Annotated in this window: 17 protein-coding genes and 1 pseudogene; 5 read left to right on the top strand and 13 right to left on the bottom strand. The window is 64.5% G+C overall.

Going from position 1 to position 17,845, the window contains the following annotated elements; genetic code table 11:
* Positions 1–24: 24 nt before the first annotated feature.
* Positions 25–189 carry a hypothetical protein gene (locus B4N44_RS14890; RefSeq protein WP_296702329.1) on the top strand — a complete coding sequence of 55 codons (165 nt, stop codon included), beginning with the start codon at positions 25–27 and terminating at the stop codon, positions 187–189.
* A 39-nt stretch (positions 190–228) separates the two neighbouring features.
* Here the strand turns inward: B4N44_RS14890 and B4N44_RS14885 are convergent, their stop codons facing one another.
* Positions 229–1,200, bottom strand: coding sequence for a response regulator (locus B4N44_RS14885; RefSeq protein ID WP_296702326.1), 972 nt, complete (start codon positions 1,198–1,200; stop codon positions 229–231).
* Between the two features lie 72 nt (positions 1,201–1,272).
* On the opposite strand from B4N44_RS14885, the gene pgl reads away from it, so the two are divergent.
* The 3 genes and pseudogenes from pgl to B4N44_RS14870 form a co-directional block, all read left to right on the top strand.
* On the top strand, positions 1,273–1,959 hold the full coding sequence (pgl, locus tag B4N44_RS14880) for a 6-phosphogluconolactonase (protein ID WP_296702323.1): 687 nt from the start codon (positions 1,273–1,275) through the stop codon (positions 1,957–1,959).
* 138 nt (positions 1,960–2,097) lie between these two features.
* Positions 2,098–2,568, top strand: coding sequence for a DUF4149 domain-containing protein (locus B4N44_RS14875; RefSeq protein WP_296702321.1), 471 nt, complete (start codon positions 2,098–2,100; stop codon positions 2,566–2,568).
* 93 nt (positions 2,569–2,661) lie between these two features.
* A pseudogene (locus tag B4N44_RS14870) lies at positions 2,662–2,935 on the top strand (type II toxin-antitoxin system RelE/ParE family toxin); the annotation flags it as partial.
* Between the two features lie 70 nt (positions 2,936–3,005).
* On the opposite strand, the gene B4N44_RS14865 reads toward B4N44_RS14870, so the two are convergent.
* The 12 genes from B4N44_RS14865 to B4N44_RS14815 form a co-directional block, all read right to left on the bottom strand.
* A complete protein-coding gene (locus tag B4N44_RS14865; protein ID WP_296702319.1) occupies positions 3,006–4,736 on the bottom strand; it encodes a nickel-dependent hydrogenase large subunit in 1,731 nt (576 codons plus the stop codon).
* A 1-nt stretch (position 4,737) separates the two neighbouring features.
* The gene (locus B4N44_RS14860; protein WP_296702318.1) at positions 4,738–6,003 is read right to left on the bottom strand and encodes a (Fe-S)-binding protein; all 1,266 of its coding nucleotides are present in this window, start codon (positions 6,001–6,003) and stop codon (positions 4,738–4,740) included.
* The gene (locus tag B4N44_RS14855) at positions 6,000–6,662 is read right to left on the bottom strand and encodes a hypothetical protein (protein ID WP_296702316.1); all 663 of its coding nucleotides are present in this window, start codon (positions 6,660–6,662) and stop codon (positions 6,000–6,002) included. The genes B4N44_RS14860 and B4N44_RS14855 overlap by 4 nt, the downstream gene beginning before the upstream one ends.
* Positions 6,659–7,768 (bottom strand): hydrogenase small subunit, encoded by a 1,110-nt coding sequence (locus tag B4N44_RS14850; protein WP_296702314.1) that lies wholly within the window; start codon positions 7,766–7,768, stop codon positions 6,659–6,661. The genes B4N44_RS14855 and B4N44_RS14850 overlap by 4 nt, the downstream gene beginning before the upstream one ends.
* A gap of 17 nt (positions 7,769–7,785) precedes the next feature.
* Positions 7,786–8,244, bottom strand: a complete 459-nt coding sequence (locus B4N44_RS14845; protein ID WP_296702312.1) for a hydrogenase expression/formation protein — start codon at positions 8,242–8,244, stop codon at positions 7,786–7,788.
* Between the two features lie 182 nt (positions 8,245–8,426).
* Entirely contained in the window at positions 8,427–9,461 is a 1,035-nt protein-coding gene (locus tag B4N44_RS14840) for an agmatine deiminase family protein (RefSeq protein WP_296702310.1), read from the bottom strand.
* Positions 9,462–9,599: 138 nt separating this feature from the next.
* The gene (locus B4N44_RS14835; protein WP_296702308.1) at positions 9,600–9,884 is read right to left on the bottom strand and encodes a PilZ domain-containing protein; all 285 of its coding nucleotides are present in this window, start codon (positions 9,882–9,884) and stop codon (positions 9,600–9,602) included.
* A 144-nt stretch (positions 9,885–10,028) separates the two neighbouring features.
* The gene (locus B4N44_RS14830) at positions 10,029–10,643 is read right to left on the bottom strand and encodes a response regulator transcription factor (protein WP_296702306.1); all 615 of its coding nucleotides are present in this window, start codon (positions 10,641–10,643) and stop codon (positions 10,029–10,031) included.
* Positions 10,640–12,958 (bottom strand): PAS domain S-box protein, encoded by a 2,319-nt coding sequence (locus B4N44_RS14825; protein ID WP_296702302.1) that lies wholly within the window; start codon positions 12,956–12,958, stop codon positions 10,640–10,642. Before B4N44_RS14825 ends, B4N44_RS14830 begins: the two co-directional genes overlap by 4 nt.
* A 326-nt stretch (positions 12,959–13,284) precedes the next feature.
* On the bottom strand, positions 13,285–13,716 hold the full coding sequence (locus tag B4N44_RS14820) for a hypothetical protein (RefSeq protein WP_296702301.1): 432 nt from the start codon (positions 13,714–13,716) through the stop codon (positions 13,285–13,287).
* A gap of 67 nt (positions 13,717–13,783) precedes the next feature.
* Positions 13,784–14,206 (bottom strand): EAL domain-containing protein, encoded by a 423-nt coding sequence (locus tag B4N44_RS19985; protein ID WP_414718155.1) that lies wholly within the window; start codon positions 14,204–14,206, stop codon positions 13,784–13,786.
* On the bottom strand, positions 14,103–14,408 hold the full coding sequence (locus B4N44_RS14815) for a hypothetical protein (RefSeq protein WP_296702299.1): 306 nt from the start codon (positions 14,406–14,408) through the stop codon (positions 14,103–14,105). Before B4N44_RS14815 ends, B4N44_RS19985 begins: the two co-directional genes overlap by 104 nt.
* 316 nt (positions 14,409–14,724) lie before the next feature.
* Between B4N44_RS14815 and B4N44_RS14810 the strand changes: the two genes are divergently transcribed.
* Positions 14,725–17,811, top strand: a complete 3,087-nt coding sequence (locus B4N44_RS14810) for a chemotaxis protein CheB (protein ID WP_296702296.1) — start codon at positions 14,725–14,727, stop codon at positions 17,809–17,811.
* Positions 17,812–17,845 lie beyond the last annotated feature (34 nt).

Here is a 17,845-nt window from a genome sequence, read left to right as displayed (position 1 = left end):
AGGTGATCCTGAAAAGCACTATAAATGGATGGCAATTCACTGAAGGCAATCGAGTTTTACGGTTTCATGGCGCTTGCCGCCTGGCTGGTCTATTCCCAGTTCATCGACGCTCGACGGGATCGGAATCACGCGGAGGACAGCTCGTCGAACGAGGAACCGCATGACAGCGACGAGCCCCCGCGCAGCTGATTCATCGGCCGCCGAGGGTCCGATTCGACGGGGACAAGGTCAGCGATCGTGGCGCTTGATGGCCGCGCGCAGCGATTTCAGCGCGGTCGTGGCCATGTCGCGTAGGCGGTTGGCGGCGTCGACGACCTCCATGTCGGAGAGGTTGCGGCGCGACTCGGCTTGTCGCCCTGTAGGAGCCCGCTCGCCCGAGACGGCCCCCTCGCCGGTTGCGCTCGGCTGCACCCGCATGGCAGGGAGTGATTCTCTCAGCTCCTCGACGATTTCGGCGCGCTGGCGCGCGAGCGATGCGGCGACGCGATCCCCGATCAGCTCCGGGAGGATTTCGCGGATCAGGCGCGCCTCGAGATCGTGTAGATCCTGCTGGCTGGCCCCGGGCGGTGCGGCGGCGCTCGCGGCATGCTCCTCGGCGAGTCGGGCATCGACGAGGTGGCGTGCCTCGGCGATCGAGATCTCGGTGAGGTCGCGCCGCAGGGACTCCACGAGGATCGTCAAGCGCTTGTTGATGCCCGCCTCCAGTCGCTCGTCGATCAACGCGACCAGCTCGACCTCGCTTAGCGGGCTGGGTGGGGCTGCGATTGCGGCGACGGGCGTGATGGCTTGCGGGGCCTGTGCTGCCATGGGCGCAGGCGCGGCCGGGGTGCTGCTGTCGATCGCCGTGCGCACGCACTTGATGACCTCGGGTAGCCGCTCGGCGGCGAGCGATTTAGGCAGGACGGTGAGCACACCCTTCTTTCGGACCGCAGCGGCGAAGTCGCTGTCCTCCTGCGAGGTACAGAGCACGATCGGGATGTGTGCCGTGCGCGGATCGGCACGGATGATCTCCAGGGCCTCCAGGCCGTTCAAACCCGGCATGATATGATCCATGAAGATCGCGTCCGGAACCCGGCTTTTGAGAATCTCCAGTGCGGCCTCTGCGGATTCGGCCGTATCGACATCGATACCGCAATTCTTCAGCTCGATGCGCAAGGCGTACCGCGTGGCTCTGGAGTCGTCGATCAAGAGGGTCTTCATAAGGTTGTGACGGTCGGTATCGATCAGGTGAGAAAACGCCGTCAGTTTACTGGTCGGAGCGGGCAGAGAGCTATGGGCGAGCAGATCATGCGCTTCATTCGGTTCGAATCGGCGGAGGCGGTTGCCGAGGAGACGGCGCGCCGAATCAGCGCTGCGGCGCTCCGTGCAATCGAGGCACGCGGGCGGTTTCGGTGTGTCCTGGCCGGCGGGCGCACCCCTTTGGCGTCGTATGATCGCTTGGTCCATCAGCCCGAGGATTGGGCGCATTGGCATCTCTTTCTCGGCGACGAGCGCTGTCTCACGCCCGACGACCCCGAGCGCAACAGCCGCGCGATCGAGCTGGCCCTGACGGAGCGCGTTGCGATTCCGCCGGACAATCTGCACTGGATCCCGGCAGAGTCGGGGGCAGAGTCGGCGGCCGGTCGCTACAATGCGCTGATAGCAGGTCAGATGCCCTTCGACTTGATCCTGTTGGGCATGGGAGAGGACGGCCACACGGCGAGCCTCTTCCCCGGTCATGTGACTCCGACGGACGTGTTGGCGTCACCCGTGCACGAGGCACCGAAACTGCCGCCCGATCGAGTAACCCTGACCCCGTTGGCCCTCGCCGCGGCCCCGGAGCGTTTGATCCTGGTCACGGGTGCGGACAAGCGCGAGGCCCTTGCGGCCTGGCGTCGCGGTGCTGATCTGCCGGTCGCGCGGGTCGCGGCACTGGGCAGGACGGATGTGCTGATGGATTCCGACGCCGCGGGGGATTGACCCTGAAGGTCGAGCCGTCCTGCTTGGCCCTCGATCTTTAGTCATGTTCTCTTCATACCGCTGCGGCGATGCGACTCCTCGCCTCGGCGCTCCGCGCCGAACTCTCGGCCCTGTTGAAACTCCACCAGGAAACGGACCATGAATCTCCAAATCGCCATCCCGATCGCTCTGCACCAGGTCGCCGGTCTTATCTGGGTCGGCGGGATGTTCTTCGCCCACTTTGCGCTGCGTCCGACGCTCAAAGAGGCGCTCGATCCCCAGCACCGCCTGCGCGTCGCACGCGGCGTCTTTCAGCGCTTCTTCCCCTGGGTGTGGGGCTCCATTGCCGTCCTGTGGCTGAGCGGACTCTGGGTGTTCCTCGGGGTGTCGGGCGGCAAGGCCGGGCTCTATGTCCATGCCATGATGGGCATTGCCCTGATCATGACGCTGATCTTCACACTGATCTATGTCATCCCGTTCCGCCGGATGCAGAGCAGCGTCGCCGCAGCCGATTGGCCGAAGGCCGCTTCCGCATTCGGGTGGATCCGCGGGTTGATGGCCGTGAATTTGGGCCTGGGTTTGGCCACTGTGGTGATTGCCGCCGCGGGGCCGGCCTTGATCGGTCGCTGAAGGGCGATTCATCAGCTGCCGCTTTTTCGATCCGGGGCGCTCGATGTACCCCGGGTGTCGTGGCCCATAACGCTGGGCGCTATAGTCAAGTCCATGCTAACAGGCTTCCGCGACAGGATGACCGAGCGGATCTGGTTCGGCCAGGGTGATCGTCGGCTTCCGCCGGAGATCCGGAAGGTCGCCCGGCGTAAGCGCCGTATGCCGAACAATGCGTGCTCCCTGGATGATCTGCGCATCCCCAGCCAACCGCCTGGAGGCGTTGCGTGGGGATCGCGCCGGGCAGTACAGCATCCGCATCAATCGGCAGTGGCGTATCTGCTTCGTCCGGGGCAACGGCGACGCAGATGCAGTCGAGATCGTGGATTACGTCTACTCAATCTCGACCCACAAAAAAGGCCGCGTTTCGCGGCCTTCTTCTGCGTTCCCAGACAATCGCCTCAGGCGATCTTGATCTCCATCTGCTCACCCGTGTCCGGATCGATCAGATGCACTGCGCAGGCGATGCAGGGATCGAATGAGTGGATGGTGCGCAGGATTTCGATCGGCTGCTTCACATCGAACAATTGGTGGTTGTCCTGCAGTGCGGCCTCGTAGGCACCGGGCTGGTTGCTCGGATCGCGGGGGCCGGCGTTCCAGGTGGAGGGCACGACCGCCTGATAGTTGGCGATCTTGCCGTTCTTGATCACGATCCAGTGACCGAGCGAGCCGCGCGGGGCTTCCATATAACCCGTGCCGCGGGCCTCGGCGGGCCAGCTCGACGGCTCCCACAGGGTCTCGTTGAAGGTGCGGCTGTCGCCGGCCTTGATGTTGGCGATGAGCTCGTTGTACCAGCCCTGCGCGGTGTCGGTCAGGATCTTGCTCTCCAGGGTCCGCGCGGCGGTGCGGCCGAGCGTGGAGTACAAGGCACGCACGGGCAGATCCAGCGTGGTGAGGGTCATCTCCACCAGCTCTTTGGTCTGCGCGTGGCCGCTCGCATAGAGCATGAGCACGCGGGCGAGCGGACCGACCTCCATGGCGTGACCCTTCCAACGCGGCGCCTTTATCCAGGAATAGCCGTCGTCCACGTCCAGTTGTCTGTAGGGCGGTTTCACGCCGCCGCGCGCGTCGTATTCCAGGTCGGTCTCGCCGTCGAAGGGGTGAAGCCCCTGGTCGTTGCCGCCCGAATACTCGTACCAGGAGTGGGCCACGTATTCCTGAATCTGACCCTGGTCGTGCAGGTCGATCTCGTGGATGGTGCTCAGATCCCGGTTGAGGATAGCGCCGCGCGGGAACAGGAACTGCGCCGGATCCATGGTCCCGGTGGCCGGCAGGTCGCCGTAGCTCATGAAGTTGCCCAGGCCCTCGCCGCGCTCGCCCCAATCCTTGTAGAAGCTTGCGATCGCCAGGGTGTCCGGGACATAGACCTGGTCGACGAAGGTTTGCATCGACTGCAGGATCTGCTGCACCTCGGCGAGACGTTTGGAATTGATGGCCGAGTCCGAGTTCAGATCGATCGGGGAGGGCACGCCGCCGACGACGAAGTTCGGGTGCGGGTTCTTGCCGCCGAAGATGGCGTGCAGACGCGCGACATCGCGCTGCCAGGCCAGTGCCTCCAGATAATGCGCGACCGCCATGAGGTTGGCCTCGGGCGGCAGCTTGTAGGCCGGATGGCCCCAGTAGCCGTTGGCGAAGATGCCGAGCTGACCGGATTCCACGAAGGTCTTGATGCGCTTCTGGGTGTCGGCGAAATAGCCGGGCGAGGACTTGGGCCAGCTACTGATGGACTGGGCCAGATCCGAGGTCGCCTTGGGATCCGCGCTCAGCGAGCTGACCACGTCGACCCAGTCGAGCGCGTGCAGGTGATAGAAGTGCATCACATGATCGTGCACGAACTGCGAGCTGATCATGAGGTTGCGGATCAACTGGGCGTTGGGCGGCAGCTCGATCTTGAGCGCGTCCTCCACCGAGCGGACCGAGGCAATACCATGCACCAGTGTGCAGACGCCGCAGATGCGCTGGGCGAAGGCCCAGGCATCGCGCGGGTCGCGGCCCTTGAGTATGGTCTCCAATCCGCGGACCGAGGTCCCGGAGCTGTAGGCTTGGGCGATGTTCACCCCGTCCATCTGGGCCTCGATGCGCAGATGGCCCTCGATGCGGGTGACGGGATCGACGACGATGCGTTCGCTCATGTCAGTTCTTCTCCACCAGGTGCTCGGCGATCATCTCGGTGAGACCGACCACCGGGATCTCCATGTTGAATTCCTCCAGACCCTCTTCGAGCTGGGTCCGGCAGGTGGCACACATGGTGACCATGCGTTCCGGATTGACCTCTTCGATCTGCGCCTTTTTGCGCTTGAAGGCGGCCATCTTCAGCGGCTCGGCACGCTCGTTGGAACTCACCCCGCCGCCTGCACCGCAGCACCACTGGAACTTGCCGTGCTCCTTGAGTTCGACGAAGTTCTCGGCGACCAGATTCATCAGATTGCGCTGCTGCTGGATGACGCCGCTCTTGCGGGCCAGGTTGCATGGATCGTGCATCGAGAGCCGATCGGTCTCCATCCCCTCGGTCTTGATCCGCCCGGCGGCGCGCAGCTCATCCAGGACCTCGATGATGTGGAAGACCCTGAAGGGATAGGGCCGACCGATCAGGTTCGGGCCTTCCCAACGGATGGCCGTGAAGGCATGGCCGCACTCGGGGCTGATGACCTTGGGCACCTTGAGCTTCTCGGCCGCGGCCACGACACGCTCGACCAGTTGGGCGGCGATGTCCTTGTTGCCGATCTGGATGCCGGCGTTGGTCGCCTCGAAGCACTGGGTCGAGAGCGTCCAGGTCACCCCGGCGTGGTCGAAGATCTTGGTGATGGCTTCGAGATACTCGGGGAAGTTGATGATCTCCATCGAGGAGAGAAGCACCAGATACTCGGCGCCCTCCTTGTCGACCGGGACCTCGAGTCCGCTGCTGGTCTGCACATGCTGGATCTGGACCGCGAGGGTCTTCCATTGCAGACCCATGGGGCTGCCGGTCTGGATGGCGCGCACCGAGGCGGCGATCAGTCCTTCCGGTGCGTGCCCGGCCTGGACCATGCCCTCGCGTGATTTACGGATCATCAGCGCCAGATCGTTGCCGACCGGACAGACCATGGAACAGCGACCGCACATGGAGCAGGAGTCGTAGAGCAACTCCTCCCACTCTGCCAGCATTTCGTCCGTGACCTTATGGTTGAGGCCGAACAGACCCTTGATCTTGCCCCAGAGCGTGAAGTCGTTCTCCCAGACGCGACGCAGCGGCTCCAGTTTTAAGATCGGCGTGTACTTGGCATCGCCGGTTTCGAGATAGAAGGGGCAGGCCTGGGCGCAGATGCCGCAGTGCACGCAGCTCGAGAAGAAGGCCGCGACCGGACCATCGACCTCGGCGCGAAAGGCCGCAAGGCCCCGTTCAAGCGTCAGTTCGCTCATGACTGCACCCCCTTACGGCCGAATGCGGCCCCGTTGTACCAGCGTGCGATGAAGGTCGTGAAGATATGCGTCAGCTTGGTGAAGGGCAGCAGGATCAACATGATCTCGGCCGACAGGATGTGCATGCCCAGGACCAGCGGGTAGGGGTTGACCAGGCGGTAATAGGCCAGCCAGCCGGTGAGCACGACCGCGAAGACCACGGCCCAGACCAGATAATCCTCGACCGTGCTGATGCGCCTCTTCACCGGGTGCGTCATGCGATGCACCAGGGTGGCGATCAGCGCGACCAGGGTGACGGAGGTCACCAGGCTGATCACCGGGTTGGGCAGCGCCGGCCAGGACAGACCGGTCAGGCTTTCGATCAGTGCGATATGCGGCAGGAAGAGCAGCAGCGCCATCAGAAAACCGATGTGCCAGACCCAGCCGACCACCACGTTGAAGGGCGCGCGCTGGAAGGTGCCCGGATCCGCCACGGTGCGGGTGAACATGGTCCGAAAGCCAGGCCCCCACTCACCGGCGCGCGCCTCGGCGAAGTTCTTCTTGCGCCCGAGCATGAAGATCTCGGTGATGCGCACCAGCAGACCGATCGCGAAGATGGCGATCGCGATGTCGAACATCGGACCCTTGGTCCACAGCAGAAACTCCATCGAGCCGCTCATAGCTTGGCCTCCAATTCTTCGACCGTGACGGGCTGACGATGGGCGACGGCCGCCTTGGTCTGTTTCTTGGCCAGCGCGGCGACCGCGCCGCCGAGGACAACACCCGCCGCGCCCGCGGCCAGCACATTCATGCCGGAGGCCGAGGTCGGCACCGAGACGGCGTTGTAGAAACCGCCGGCATCCCAGAATTTCGGCTCGGAGCAGCCCAGGCAGGGGTGTCCGGCCTCGACCGGCCAACTGGTGCCGTCGTTCCAGCGCATGGTCGCGCAGGCGTTGTAGGTGGTCGGACCCTTGCAGCCGAGCTCATACAGACACCAGCCCAGTCGCGCACCTTCGTCGTCGAAGGTCTTGGCGAAGAGCCCCTTGTCGTAGAAGGGTCGGCGATAGCAGCGGTCGTGGATCGACTGACCGAAGAAGGCCATCGGACGATTGTAGGCGTCGAGCTCGGGCAGACGCCCGAAGGTGAGGTAATGGGCGATGACACCCGTAATCACCATCGGGATCGGCGGACAGCCCGAGACGTTGATGACCGGCTTGTTCTTCACCAGATCCATCACCGACATGGCGCCGGTCGGATTGGGGTTGGCCGCGGGCAGACCGCCGAAGGTCGCGCAGGAGCCGACCGCGATGACAGCGGCGGCGTTCTCCACAGTCTCCATCAGCATGGCGTAATTGCTGTGACCGGCGACGGTCGAGAAGCCCGGGTTTGCGTCCGGTCCGGGGATGGAGCCGTCGACGATGACCAGATATTCGCCCGGATTCGCCGCCATCGCCTGCTCGCGCGCATGCTCGGCGGCATCGCCGGCCGCCGCCTGCAGGGTATGGTGATAATCCAGCGAGATGACATCGAGGATCAGATCCTCCACCGTGGGGGCATGGCTGCGGGTCAGCGACTCGGTACAGCCGGTGCATTCCTGGAACGACAGCCAGATGACCGACGGGCGTTTGGCCTTCTCCAGCGCCGCGGCGATCGCCGGCGCCATACTCGGCGGCAGCGCCATCATCGAGGCGGTCGCGGCACAGAACTTCAGGAAGCCGCGGCGCGAGACGCCACGTTCGCGAAGGCTCTCGCCGAGTGTTTTATCAGTGGGTTTGCGGGCAGCCATAGTCCCTCCTTCAGATGTCAGGACGCGAGAGGCGGGTCGCTCCGGCCCGGGTTCAAGCGGGCGTCGAGCGCGGCGATCGCGTCGTTCAGATCCTGCGGCTGCGGACACAGGATCTCGGGAACGGTCGCGATCTCGAGATGCAGGGCGAGGCGATGAGCCTCGGAATTCAGATAGTCCACCAGCCAGACCCCGGGGATGGCGGTCTCCTGGACCCGTGTCGGACCCATGGCCTCGACACTGGCCTGGACCTCGCCCGTACCCAGCACGGACAGCAAGCGCTCCAGGTCACCCGGACCGAACGGCATCGCCTTCAGATCGATCTTGGTGGTTTCACCGGTACTGACCAGACGCGCCAAGGCGTGCCGGACTTCATGCAGGACGGGCTCGGCGTTGCCGTACCCTTGCGGATGCGGATCGCCCTCGGGTGCAGCCGAGCCGTTTTCGACAACGACGGGAATCTGATCCAGCAATGACATTTGGCACACCTCGACCTATCCGCTTGGGATTCTAGGCGCTTTGCCGCCGGCCTGATTTGATGCAGCGCAGCTCATTAGCACGTTAGCAAACTCGAATGATCCAAACCGCGTCTGCGCTCGGGGTTGTGGATGCATCAAACGTCGAGCTCACTCGACAATGAGCATCTCGCTCCGGACGCGGTTTAAGCCAGCACGCCCGCCATCAGCTGCATGCTGATGCAGTGCAGGCTGCCGCCTTGGCGGATCAGCGGGCGGCAGTCGACGGCCAAGACGGCGCGGTCCGGGAAGAGACCGCCTAAGGTGTCGAGTGCCTCGGCATCGGCGGGATTGTCGTAGGTCGGGACGAGTACGGCGCCGTTGATGAGGAGAAAGTTCGCATAGCCTGCCGGGAGGCGCTCGCCGTCGCTGTCGAGAACGGGTACGGGGGACGGCAAGGGCACGAGACGGTAGGGATGACCCTGTGGGTCGCGCAAGGCCCGAAGCTCCTGCTCCATCGCCTGCAGCTCGGCGAAGTCCGCGTCGCGCGGGTCGGTGCAGCGGGCGTAGCAGAGTGTGTCCGGTGTGCAGAAGCGCACCAGGGTGTCGATGTGCCCGTCGGTGTCGTCGCCGCTGATGGCGCCGTGCTCGAGCCACAAGAAACGGCGAATGCCGAGACGCTCGGCGAGCATCCGCTCGATCGCGTCGCGCGTCAGGCCCGGATTGCGGCGCGTGTCGACCAGTGTTCGGGTGACCGCGAGCAGGGTGCCCCGGCCGTCGGTCTCGATCGCACCGCCTTCGAGGACGAGGTCGACGGGCTCGAGCGCAGTCTCGCCGAAGATGCCGCTCCCGCGTAGCGTCCCGGTGATGCGGTCGTCGCGGTCCGCGACGAATTTCCCGCCCCAGCCGTTGAAACGGAAATCGAGCAGGAGCGGCTCTCCCGCGTCCGTGCGCACGCCGATCGGTCCGTGATCGCGCGCCCAGGTGTCGTTGCTCGGGGCGATACCGAAACGCTGGTACTCGGGATCGGCCCCGGCGGCTGCGATGCGTGCGCGAACCGTCGCGGCGTGCTCGGCATCCCGACAGACGTTCAGGACCGGCTCGTAGCGCCCGATCAGGGCGGCGAGGTCGGCATAGAGGTGTTCGACCCGATCCAGCTCATCGGCCCAGTCGGTGTCCTCGTGTGGCCAGGTGAGCATGACCCCGCTCTGGGGTTCCCACTCGGCGGGGAATCGGCGCATGGCAGGCCTCTTAAACCGCGCCCGGCGCGGTAAGCGATGTTTTTCGATGGGATCGGCCCCGGCAGACGTGACGACCGCTGGCGCCGGAGAGGTTTAGTCGGGTTGTCGATGCGCCTATTCTATGCCGCGCGCTGGCCGTTACCGCCAGTTGAGTGCTTGCGACCAGAATCGCGTCTCGGCCTCGATCCCGACCCCTCCGTCCGCGACATGAATAACCATCCCGTCGATGATTCGCGGCGAGACGCCGTGCGGATGAATGTGCACCCGAACGAACTGGTGGCGCTCGAGGGGGGCGACGGTCTCGAGAAAGAGTCCGCCCGCACTGAAGTTTCTGATTCGGCAGTGCGTCCGGAAATGCTTGCCGTTCACGGCGAGGGTTGCGGGGATGTCGATCTCGCATCGATGATGCCATCGGCGTTCCATTCTCTAGAGTCCTCCTCTTCTGCTGGTTCGTGGGGCCGGGGAACCGTATTCGCGGAGTCATCTGGACCTCTGGATCAGGCGATTCAAAGACTCCGGCGCGGCCAAGACAATCCAATACACGATGCATCTCGCATCGGGCGCGTTTTAAGGACGCAGTCGGCACGCGAGCGTCAAGCGGACCAGGTCCGCGGTCGAACTCACCCCGAGCTTGCGCATCAGGTTGGCGCGATGGGTCTCGACCGTTCGGATACTGACGTTGAGCGAGCCGGCAATCGCTTTGTTGGTGTTTCCGGCCACGATCGCCTTGAGCACCACGCGCTCTTTGGCGGTGAGCTGCTCAAGCCGCTCGGCAATGATCCGCGGGTCGCCGATCTCGGCGCGGAAGCGTTCGTCAGCGGCGAGCGCCTTGCGCACGCTTTGCAGTAGATCCTGGTGATTGACCGGCTTCTGTATGAAATCGACGGCTCCGGACTGCATCGCCTTCACCGCCATCGGCACGTCGGCGTGTCCGCTGATCATGATCACGGGCAGGCCGATGCGGTGCGTGCACAGGACCTTGAGCAGCTCCAGACCGTCCATCTCCGGCATGCGCACATCCAGGACCAGACAGCCCGGACCCTCGCAGCCCGGATCGGCGAGAAACTCGGCCGCCGATCCGAAGACCTCCACCGGCATGGAGACCGATTCGAAGAGCCAGCGCAGAGACTCGAGCACGTCCTCGTCGTCATAGATCACGAATACGGTCGACTTCGGGCTCATTTCGGGTCTCCGATGGCGGCATCGGGTGGGCTATCGAGCGGGCGATCAACCAAACTCGCGGGCGACGTCGTTGGCGACCGTTCGGTCGAGTTGCCCGGGAGACGGCTCGGCAGGGTGAAGGCAAACACCGCACCGCCCCCCGGATTCGGCTCGGCCCAGATACGCCCGGCATAGTACTCGACGATGGTTCGACTCATCGAGAGTCCGATCCCGGTACCGCCTTCCTTGGTCGTGTAGAAGGCATCGAACAGACGGCTCGGGTCGGTCCCGTCAAGACCGACCCCCCGGTCGCCGACCGCGACACGCACCTGATGCGGGCCGGCGCGATCCACCGTAACAAATAAGTAACGCTCCGCGGGAGGCACCTCGCGCATCGCATCGATAGCGTTCATCAGGAGGTTGATCAAGACCTGTTCGATCTCGACCGGATCGGCGCTGGCGAATGGCGCATCAGCGCCGATCCGAATTTCGACCTTCACGGCGTTCGTCGTGATCTCCGGCCCGATCATGCCGAGCGCTGCTCGGCTGATCGCCTCCAGGTCGATCGGTCGGGGCGCGCTGTCGTGCTGCCTGGAGAAATCCCGAATCCCTTCGATGATCCGACCCGCACGCGCGGCGAGCCTGGAGATCTGGCGCAGCGCAAGACGCAGCGGCTCGATCTCGCCCGGCGCGCTGTCGAGGCGCTCGAGCGCCCCGCCGGCATAGGTGCTGATGCCCATGAGCGGCTGGGTGATTTCGTGCGCAATAGCGTTCGAAATCTCGCCCATGGTGTTGATGCGCCCGACCCTGAAGAGGGCTTGGCGGTGTCGAGACTCGCGCTCTTCAAGCAACTTTCGTGCGCTGATGTCCTCGATGACGCCGATGAAGTAGCGCAAGCTGCCGCTCGAATCGCGCACCGCTGCCATCGTCAGGTTGCACCAGATGGTCTGACCCGACTTGCCGATATGCCGCAGCTCCAGGCTTGGGCCTCCCTCTGGGTCTCCGTCATGTGCGTATGACGTGCCCGCGCCGATCCGCGCGATGTAGCGCATCAATCCATCGTGATCCTCCGGGTGGGCGAGACCGCGGCAGGTCCTGGCGAGCAGCTCTTCTTGGGTGTAACCGAGGATGTCGCAGAGCTTGCGGTTCACGCGCAGAAAACGGCCCTGTTGGTCGAGGTGACAGATTCCGACGGCCGCTTGCTCGAAGGTCGCGCGAAAACGCTCCTCGCTTTCGGTCAGCGCGCGCCGCACCGCGAGGGTGTCGAGGATGTCCGCGAGCCGTCCGGCAAGGGCACGCACCAGGGTCAGATCCTCCTCGCTCCAAGCGCGTTCGGCGCGGCACAGATGCAGGCCGAGCAGGTAGGGCCGATCACCCTCGGTTCGCACGGCGATGATCAGGCGCGAGCGCGGCGCGAATCCGGCGCCGAGCCCGGGGGAGGCCTTTGGATCCAAATCCTGCACCGGACCGGATACTTTTAGGGCCGAGCCGATCAGGCCGCGCAGCGGGTCATCCATCGGGATGGAGCGATCGAACAAAGGTTCTCCCGGGCAATCCGGAAGGGCGGACTCCGCCAGAATCCGTACCTCGGTCGCGTCGGGATCGCATGGATGGAGCAGCCAGGCGCGATCCGCACGCAGGAGGTCCTGCACGACCCGCAAGAGATCGATCAAGACCGCATGCGGGTCGAACGCGGCTGTTGCCGCGGCCGACAGCCGATCGAGCCCGCTGATCAGCCGATGCCTCGACTCCGCTGCTGCCGCTGCGATATCGCGTTGTCTGCGTTCATGCTCGGCCTGCTTGCGCTCGGTGATGTCCGAGACAATGATGCGGATCCGCGCCGGCGTGCTCGCGGACTCGAGCGCGCTTTCGAGCCTCAGGGTCGTCGGCTCCGCGCAGATCTCCGCCTTGTTCGTTCTCAACCGCAGCTCGCAGCCGTTGCTCGCCTTCGAGCGCAACGCGTCGGCAATATGGGCCTTCAGGAGCATGCGGTCGTCCGGGGCGATGTAAGTGCCGAACGCCCGACCGATCAATCGATCCCGCGATTGCCCGAGCAGCTTGGCGCCGGTCAGGTTGATGCCTTGGATCCTGCCCGCTCCGTCGATCGAGAGGTAGCCGACGGGAGCGAAATCATAAAGGTCCGCATAACGCTCGCGCGACTCCTCCAGGACCGCGCGCACGGCGAGCAGCTCACGGTTTTGCTGCTCGAGTTCGATCTGATGAACCTGCAGCTCGTGCACGAGGCGGGTCAGCTCGTCCGACTCGTTGCCGGTGCGCTCGAGCTCCGACAAGAGCCGCGTCAGTTGCGCATCGCTTGCTTGGTCGAATCTTGCCACTGGGGCGACACCTCCATTGTGCGGCCGGTGGTTTGGGTTCCGATGCCGGCGTTCGTAGATGCTGTGCTCGAAACCCTTTCCGGGTGTCGCTGTTCCGGGGTCTGTCGTTGTGTTTGGACGTCGCCGTTTCGTCACTAATGCCACGCGATCCGGGATCGACCACCGACTCTCGGCACAGCCCGAGAGATCGGCGCGCATGCACTCTGCATACCTCCATTTTAATCGACCCCGGCCGATCCTTGTCCAGCCGACCGGCGGGGCGGGGCTGAGCGGCCGCGGTCGAGTCGGTGCCGAGCAGCGGTCGACCGGGCGAGGATCCGGGATGCTTACATCAGTAAGGGTTTCAGGGTCGCACTGTCGATGTCGAGGCCGAAGATGCGGATCTGCTCCACGCCCTTGTCCTTCAGCGCCCGGGCGACCAAGACCAGGGCCGCGATCCCGGAGTCGAAGATTCGGTCGACGCCCGTCAGGTCGAGCGTGCAGGCGTCGATGCTCTCATCCACCGCTTGGCCCATCAACAGCAAGGCAAAGGCACAGCGCAGATCCAGCGAGCCGTCGATTCGGATGCGCAGGTGGCCGTCGTGGATCTCGTAGTCGAGATCTGCGGCAGGGGTTGCGATCCCGGTGGTCAGAGTGCTCGTTCGGTCGGCATCCCGGCGCCCGAGATCCTGGAGTCCACGGATCCTGGTCGCCTGATCGCCTTTGCTCTGCAAGGCCGAGGACGCCGTCGTCGCGCGCATCGAGTCGAGTCGTGTCATGGTGGTGCTCTCCTCCCGGTCGTCTGTCGTTCTGTTTCGGGCCGCGGGCGTCCTCCGGCCTCGCTCCTTAACCCCGCCGCGTCGGCGGATTTGTTCCGGTCCTTGCCGAGTGGCCCCTCAAGCCCAGGTCTTGACGAACCGCAAAGGATTTCTCCATCTTCAGCTGCCCGATCGACGGTCGCTTTAAATCCATGAGCGAGGAGGAGACCGCGCCGAAATGCTCGATCGAGAGCTCGATCCCGAACCCTCTCAACCGGCGAACCGTCTCCAGTGCGGAGACGGAGTCCGAGACAGGTTCCGTCTCCGTCAGCTCCGGGCTCACCAAGCGTGCATCGAGATCAAGCTCGTGCAGTAGGGCGTGGAGATCGGCGGCACAATCCGGGCATTCAAGTTCGCCTTTCGACAAATGAATCTTGATGCTTGTTCCCTCGTCGAGTCCCGGCCTGCCAACGCTTGCGCTGGGTGCAGGCGGTGCGCAGCACCCGGTCATCGATTCCGCGGATCAGCTCGTTCGCAGATGATGCCGCTGCGATCCAAGGTGCAATAGCCCACAGGTGCACGGTCCTCGAGTCGGGCATAGCAATCACGCGAGATCTCGAGCGCATGCCGCGCGCCTTTTCCCGGGGCGATTCGCCCGCTGGATTGTTGTCCTCCACGCCCCATCCCGGACGTTTCGTCATCTGTGTGCTCATGTGCGTCCCCTCCGGTCAAGTTTTATCACGCGTCAGATACCCGCACAGAGCCGCGAATGCCTGACGTGTGGAATCTAACCGGCGGATCACCCGCGCGCAGAGGATTCCGATGGTGGCGTTGCCCGACCTTCATATCGGACGTTTTTCAGCCGGAGTGTATGAGTAAAATGCTGATTCTTATATTGTGGCTTCATATGGGTCGACTCAGTAGTCTTACTGAACTGCCCCTGCAGCGATCCGGCGGTGTTTCTCGCCGTGCGTTGATAGGCCGTGCCAGCCATGTCGTGATGCCGCGATCCCGTATAAGGAGCCACCGATGAGCCCTGATCCGCATGCATCGCGTCATGCCTCGCCGCCGGAGTCTTCCTCCGAATCCTCGCAAACGCCCTCGTGCGCTATCGCGAGCGGGGACGCCGCTCCGGAGGTTCCCGCCGAGGGCGAGGCGCCTGCCCAACCCGGCGACGGCGAGCCCGAAACCCCGGCGTCCCGGGAGACCGAATCGGAAAACGGCCTCTTTCCGATCGTCGGGATCGGGGCCTCGGCCGGCGGGCTCGATGCCTTTCGCAGTCTGCTTCACCACCTGCCGACGCGCACCGGCATGGCCTTCGTGCTCATCCAGCATCTGGATCCGGCACACCCCAGCCTTCTGGTCGATCTGCTGGTCGCGGCGACCCGGATGCCGGTGCGTGAGGCCGTGGACGGCGAGCCGGTCGAGCCCGACCATGTTTACGTCATCCCGCCGAACTGCTCGCTCGGACTGCATCATCGGCGGCTGCTCGTGATGGCGCGCCAAGAGGATCGGGGACTGCACCTGCCCGTGGACGGCTTCCTGCAAACCCTGGCGGACGACTTGGGCCCGAAGGCCATCGGCGTGGTGCTGTCCGGGACAGGCTCGGACGGGACGCACGGGCTGAAGGCCATCAAGGCGGCCGGCGGAATGACCTTCGCCCAGGACCGACAGAGCGCGGAGCACTACGGGATGCCGGGCAGCGCGATCGCCGCCGGCTGTGTCGACCTGGTGATGGCGCCGCAGGAGATGGCGAGCGAGCTTGCACGCATCGCGCGTCACCCGTATCTGCGCCAGCCCTTGCGCATGACTGCGGATCTTCCGAGCGGTAACGAAGAGGATCTCGGCAAGATCTTTATGATGCTGCGCACGCACACCGGAAACGATTTCAGTTTCTACAAGCGCGACACCATCCTGCGTCGGATCAAGCGGCGCATGGCCGTACATCGGACCGACCGGCTTGCCGATTACGTGCGCTATCTCCAATCCGAGCCCGAGGAGGTCGGGAGACTGTTCGACGACCTGCTGATCAGCGTCACCGGGTTCTTTCGCGAGCCCGAGGCGTACGAGGCCCTGCGCGAGAAGGTCTTTCCGGTCCTTTTTGCGGAGCCGCACGCCGAGCACCCGGTGCGTGTCTGGGTGCCCGGCTGCGCCACCGGCGAGGAGGCCTATTCGATCGCCATCGCCATGATCGACGATCTGGGAGACCGGGCGACCGGGACACGCATCCAGATCTTCGGCACGGATATCGACGCGAAGGCGATCGAGATCGCCCGCACCGGTCTTTTTGCCGAGCCGCTGGTCGCGCACCTGGAGCCCGAGCAGCTGAGGCGTTTCTTCGTGAAGGTTGCCGGCGGCTATGAGGTCGCCAAGCAGGTGCGCGATCTGTGCATCTTCGCGGTGCAGAATCTGGTGAAGGATCCGCCCTTCTCCAGGTTGGATTTGGTCTCCTGCCGCAATCTCATGATCTATTTCGGGCCGCATTTGCAGAAGCAGGCGCTGCAGATCTTCCACTATGCCTTGGAGCCGAATCGGTTTCTGATGTTGGGCTCCTCGGAGTCCATCGGGGCACGGGCCGACCTCTTCGCGCTGCTCGACCACAAGAGCAAGATCTACACGAAAAAATCCAACGTGCCCCGGCTCGACCCCGCGCTCATGCCACGCGCGTTTCAATCGCCGCGCGATGTCCCGTTCGTCCCCGCAGCGGCGGGCGCGAACGAGCCGATCGATCTCGCCGAAGCGATCGATCGGATGATCCTCAAACACTACGGGCCGCCGGGCGTGGTGGTGTCGGGCGACCTGGATATCCTGCTGTTCCGCGGCGAGACCGGCCGCTATCTGGATCCTCTCCCGGGTGCGGCAACCCTGAATCTGCTCAAGCTGGCGCGTCGGGAGCTTGCGGTCGAGCTGCGCGCGGCCATCCGGGAGGCGCGTGCGAGCGGCGCGCCCGTGGGCAAGAGCCGCGTTTGGTATCGGCGCAACGGCAGCGATGCCTGGGTCGGTCTGCGGGTGCTGCCGATCGACGACGGCAGCGGGCCACCCGATCGGTTATTGGTGTTGTTCGACGAGACAGAGTCTGTCGAGCCGCGTGCCGGCGTCGTGACCGGTGCGACGAGCGAGGCCGCGGCGCCGGTGGACGAGCGCATCCTGGCGCTGGAGCGCGAGCTGACCTCCACGCGGGATTATCTCCAATCGATCATCACCGAGCAGGAGCGCAACAACGAGCAGCTCAGGTCCGCGAACGAAGAGGTCCAGTCCGCCAACGAGGAGCTGCAGAGCACCATCGAGGAGCTGGAAACGGCCAAGGAGGAGTTCCAATCCACCAACGAGGAGCTGGCGACCGTCAACTGCGAGCTGGAGAGTCGCAACCAAGAGCTGGCGGAGGCCAACAGCGACCTCGGCAATCTGCTCGTCAGCGTCCATGTCCCCATACTGATCCTGAGGCCGGATCTGCGCATCCGCCAGTTCACGCCGCAGGCCGAGCCGCTCTTGAACCTGATCTCCGCGGATCTCGGTCGGCCCATCGGCAACATCAAGCCGAATATCGAGATTCCCGATCTCGAGCGCCGGGTTCAGGCGGTCATCGACCAGGTGACGCCCCAGGCGCTCGAGCTTCAGGACAAGGGCGGCCACTGGTATTCGGTGCGGATTCGTCCCTACAAGTCCGCGGAGAACCGTATCGAGGGCGCGGTGCTCGCCTTCATCGACATCGACGAGGTCAAGACCTCCGAGGCTCGTCTGCGCCATGCCTTGGAGCAGGAGCAACGGCTCGTGGCCCTGGTGAGGGACTCCGACGATGCCATGACGGTGCAGGGCTTCGACGGCTCCATCCATGCCTGGAACCCGGCGGCCGAGCGCATCTACGGCTACGGCGAGAGCGACGCCCTGGCGATGTCGATCGAGCGCCTGATCCCGCCCGATGCGATGGCGCTCCATCGGGAGACGATCGAGCGCCTGCAACGCGGCGAGCGCGTCGATCCGTTCGAGAGCGTGCGGCTCCATGCAAACGGCAGTCGCGTGCCCGTGCTGATCCATCCCATCGCACTGTTGGATACCTGCGGAAACCCCTACGCGTTTGCGACCACCGAGTGCCCTGCAAGCAAGATCGACAGCTAAACCGCGTCCAGAGCGAGATGCTCACTTTCGAGTG

The organism is Thiocapsa sp. UBA6158 (genome assembly GCF_002423035.1).
Taxonomy (GTDB): Bacteria; Pseudomonadota; Gammaproteobacteria; order Chromatiales; family Chromatiaceae; genus Thiocapsa.
The sequence above is the reverse complement of the archived record's forward strand: the minus strand, read 5'-3'. Positions and strand labels throughout refer to the sequence as shown.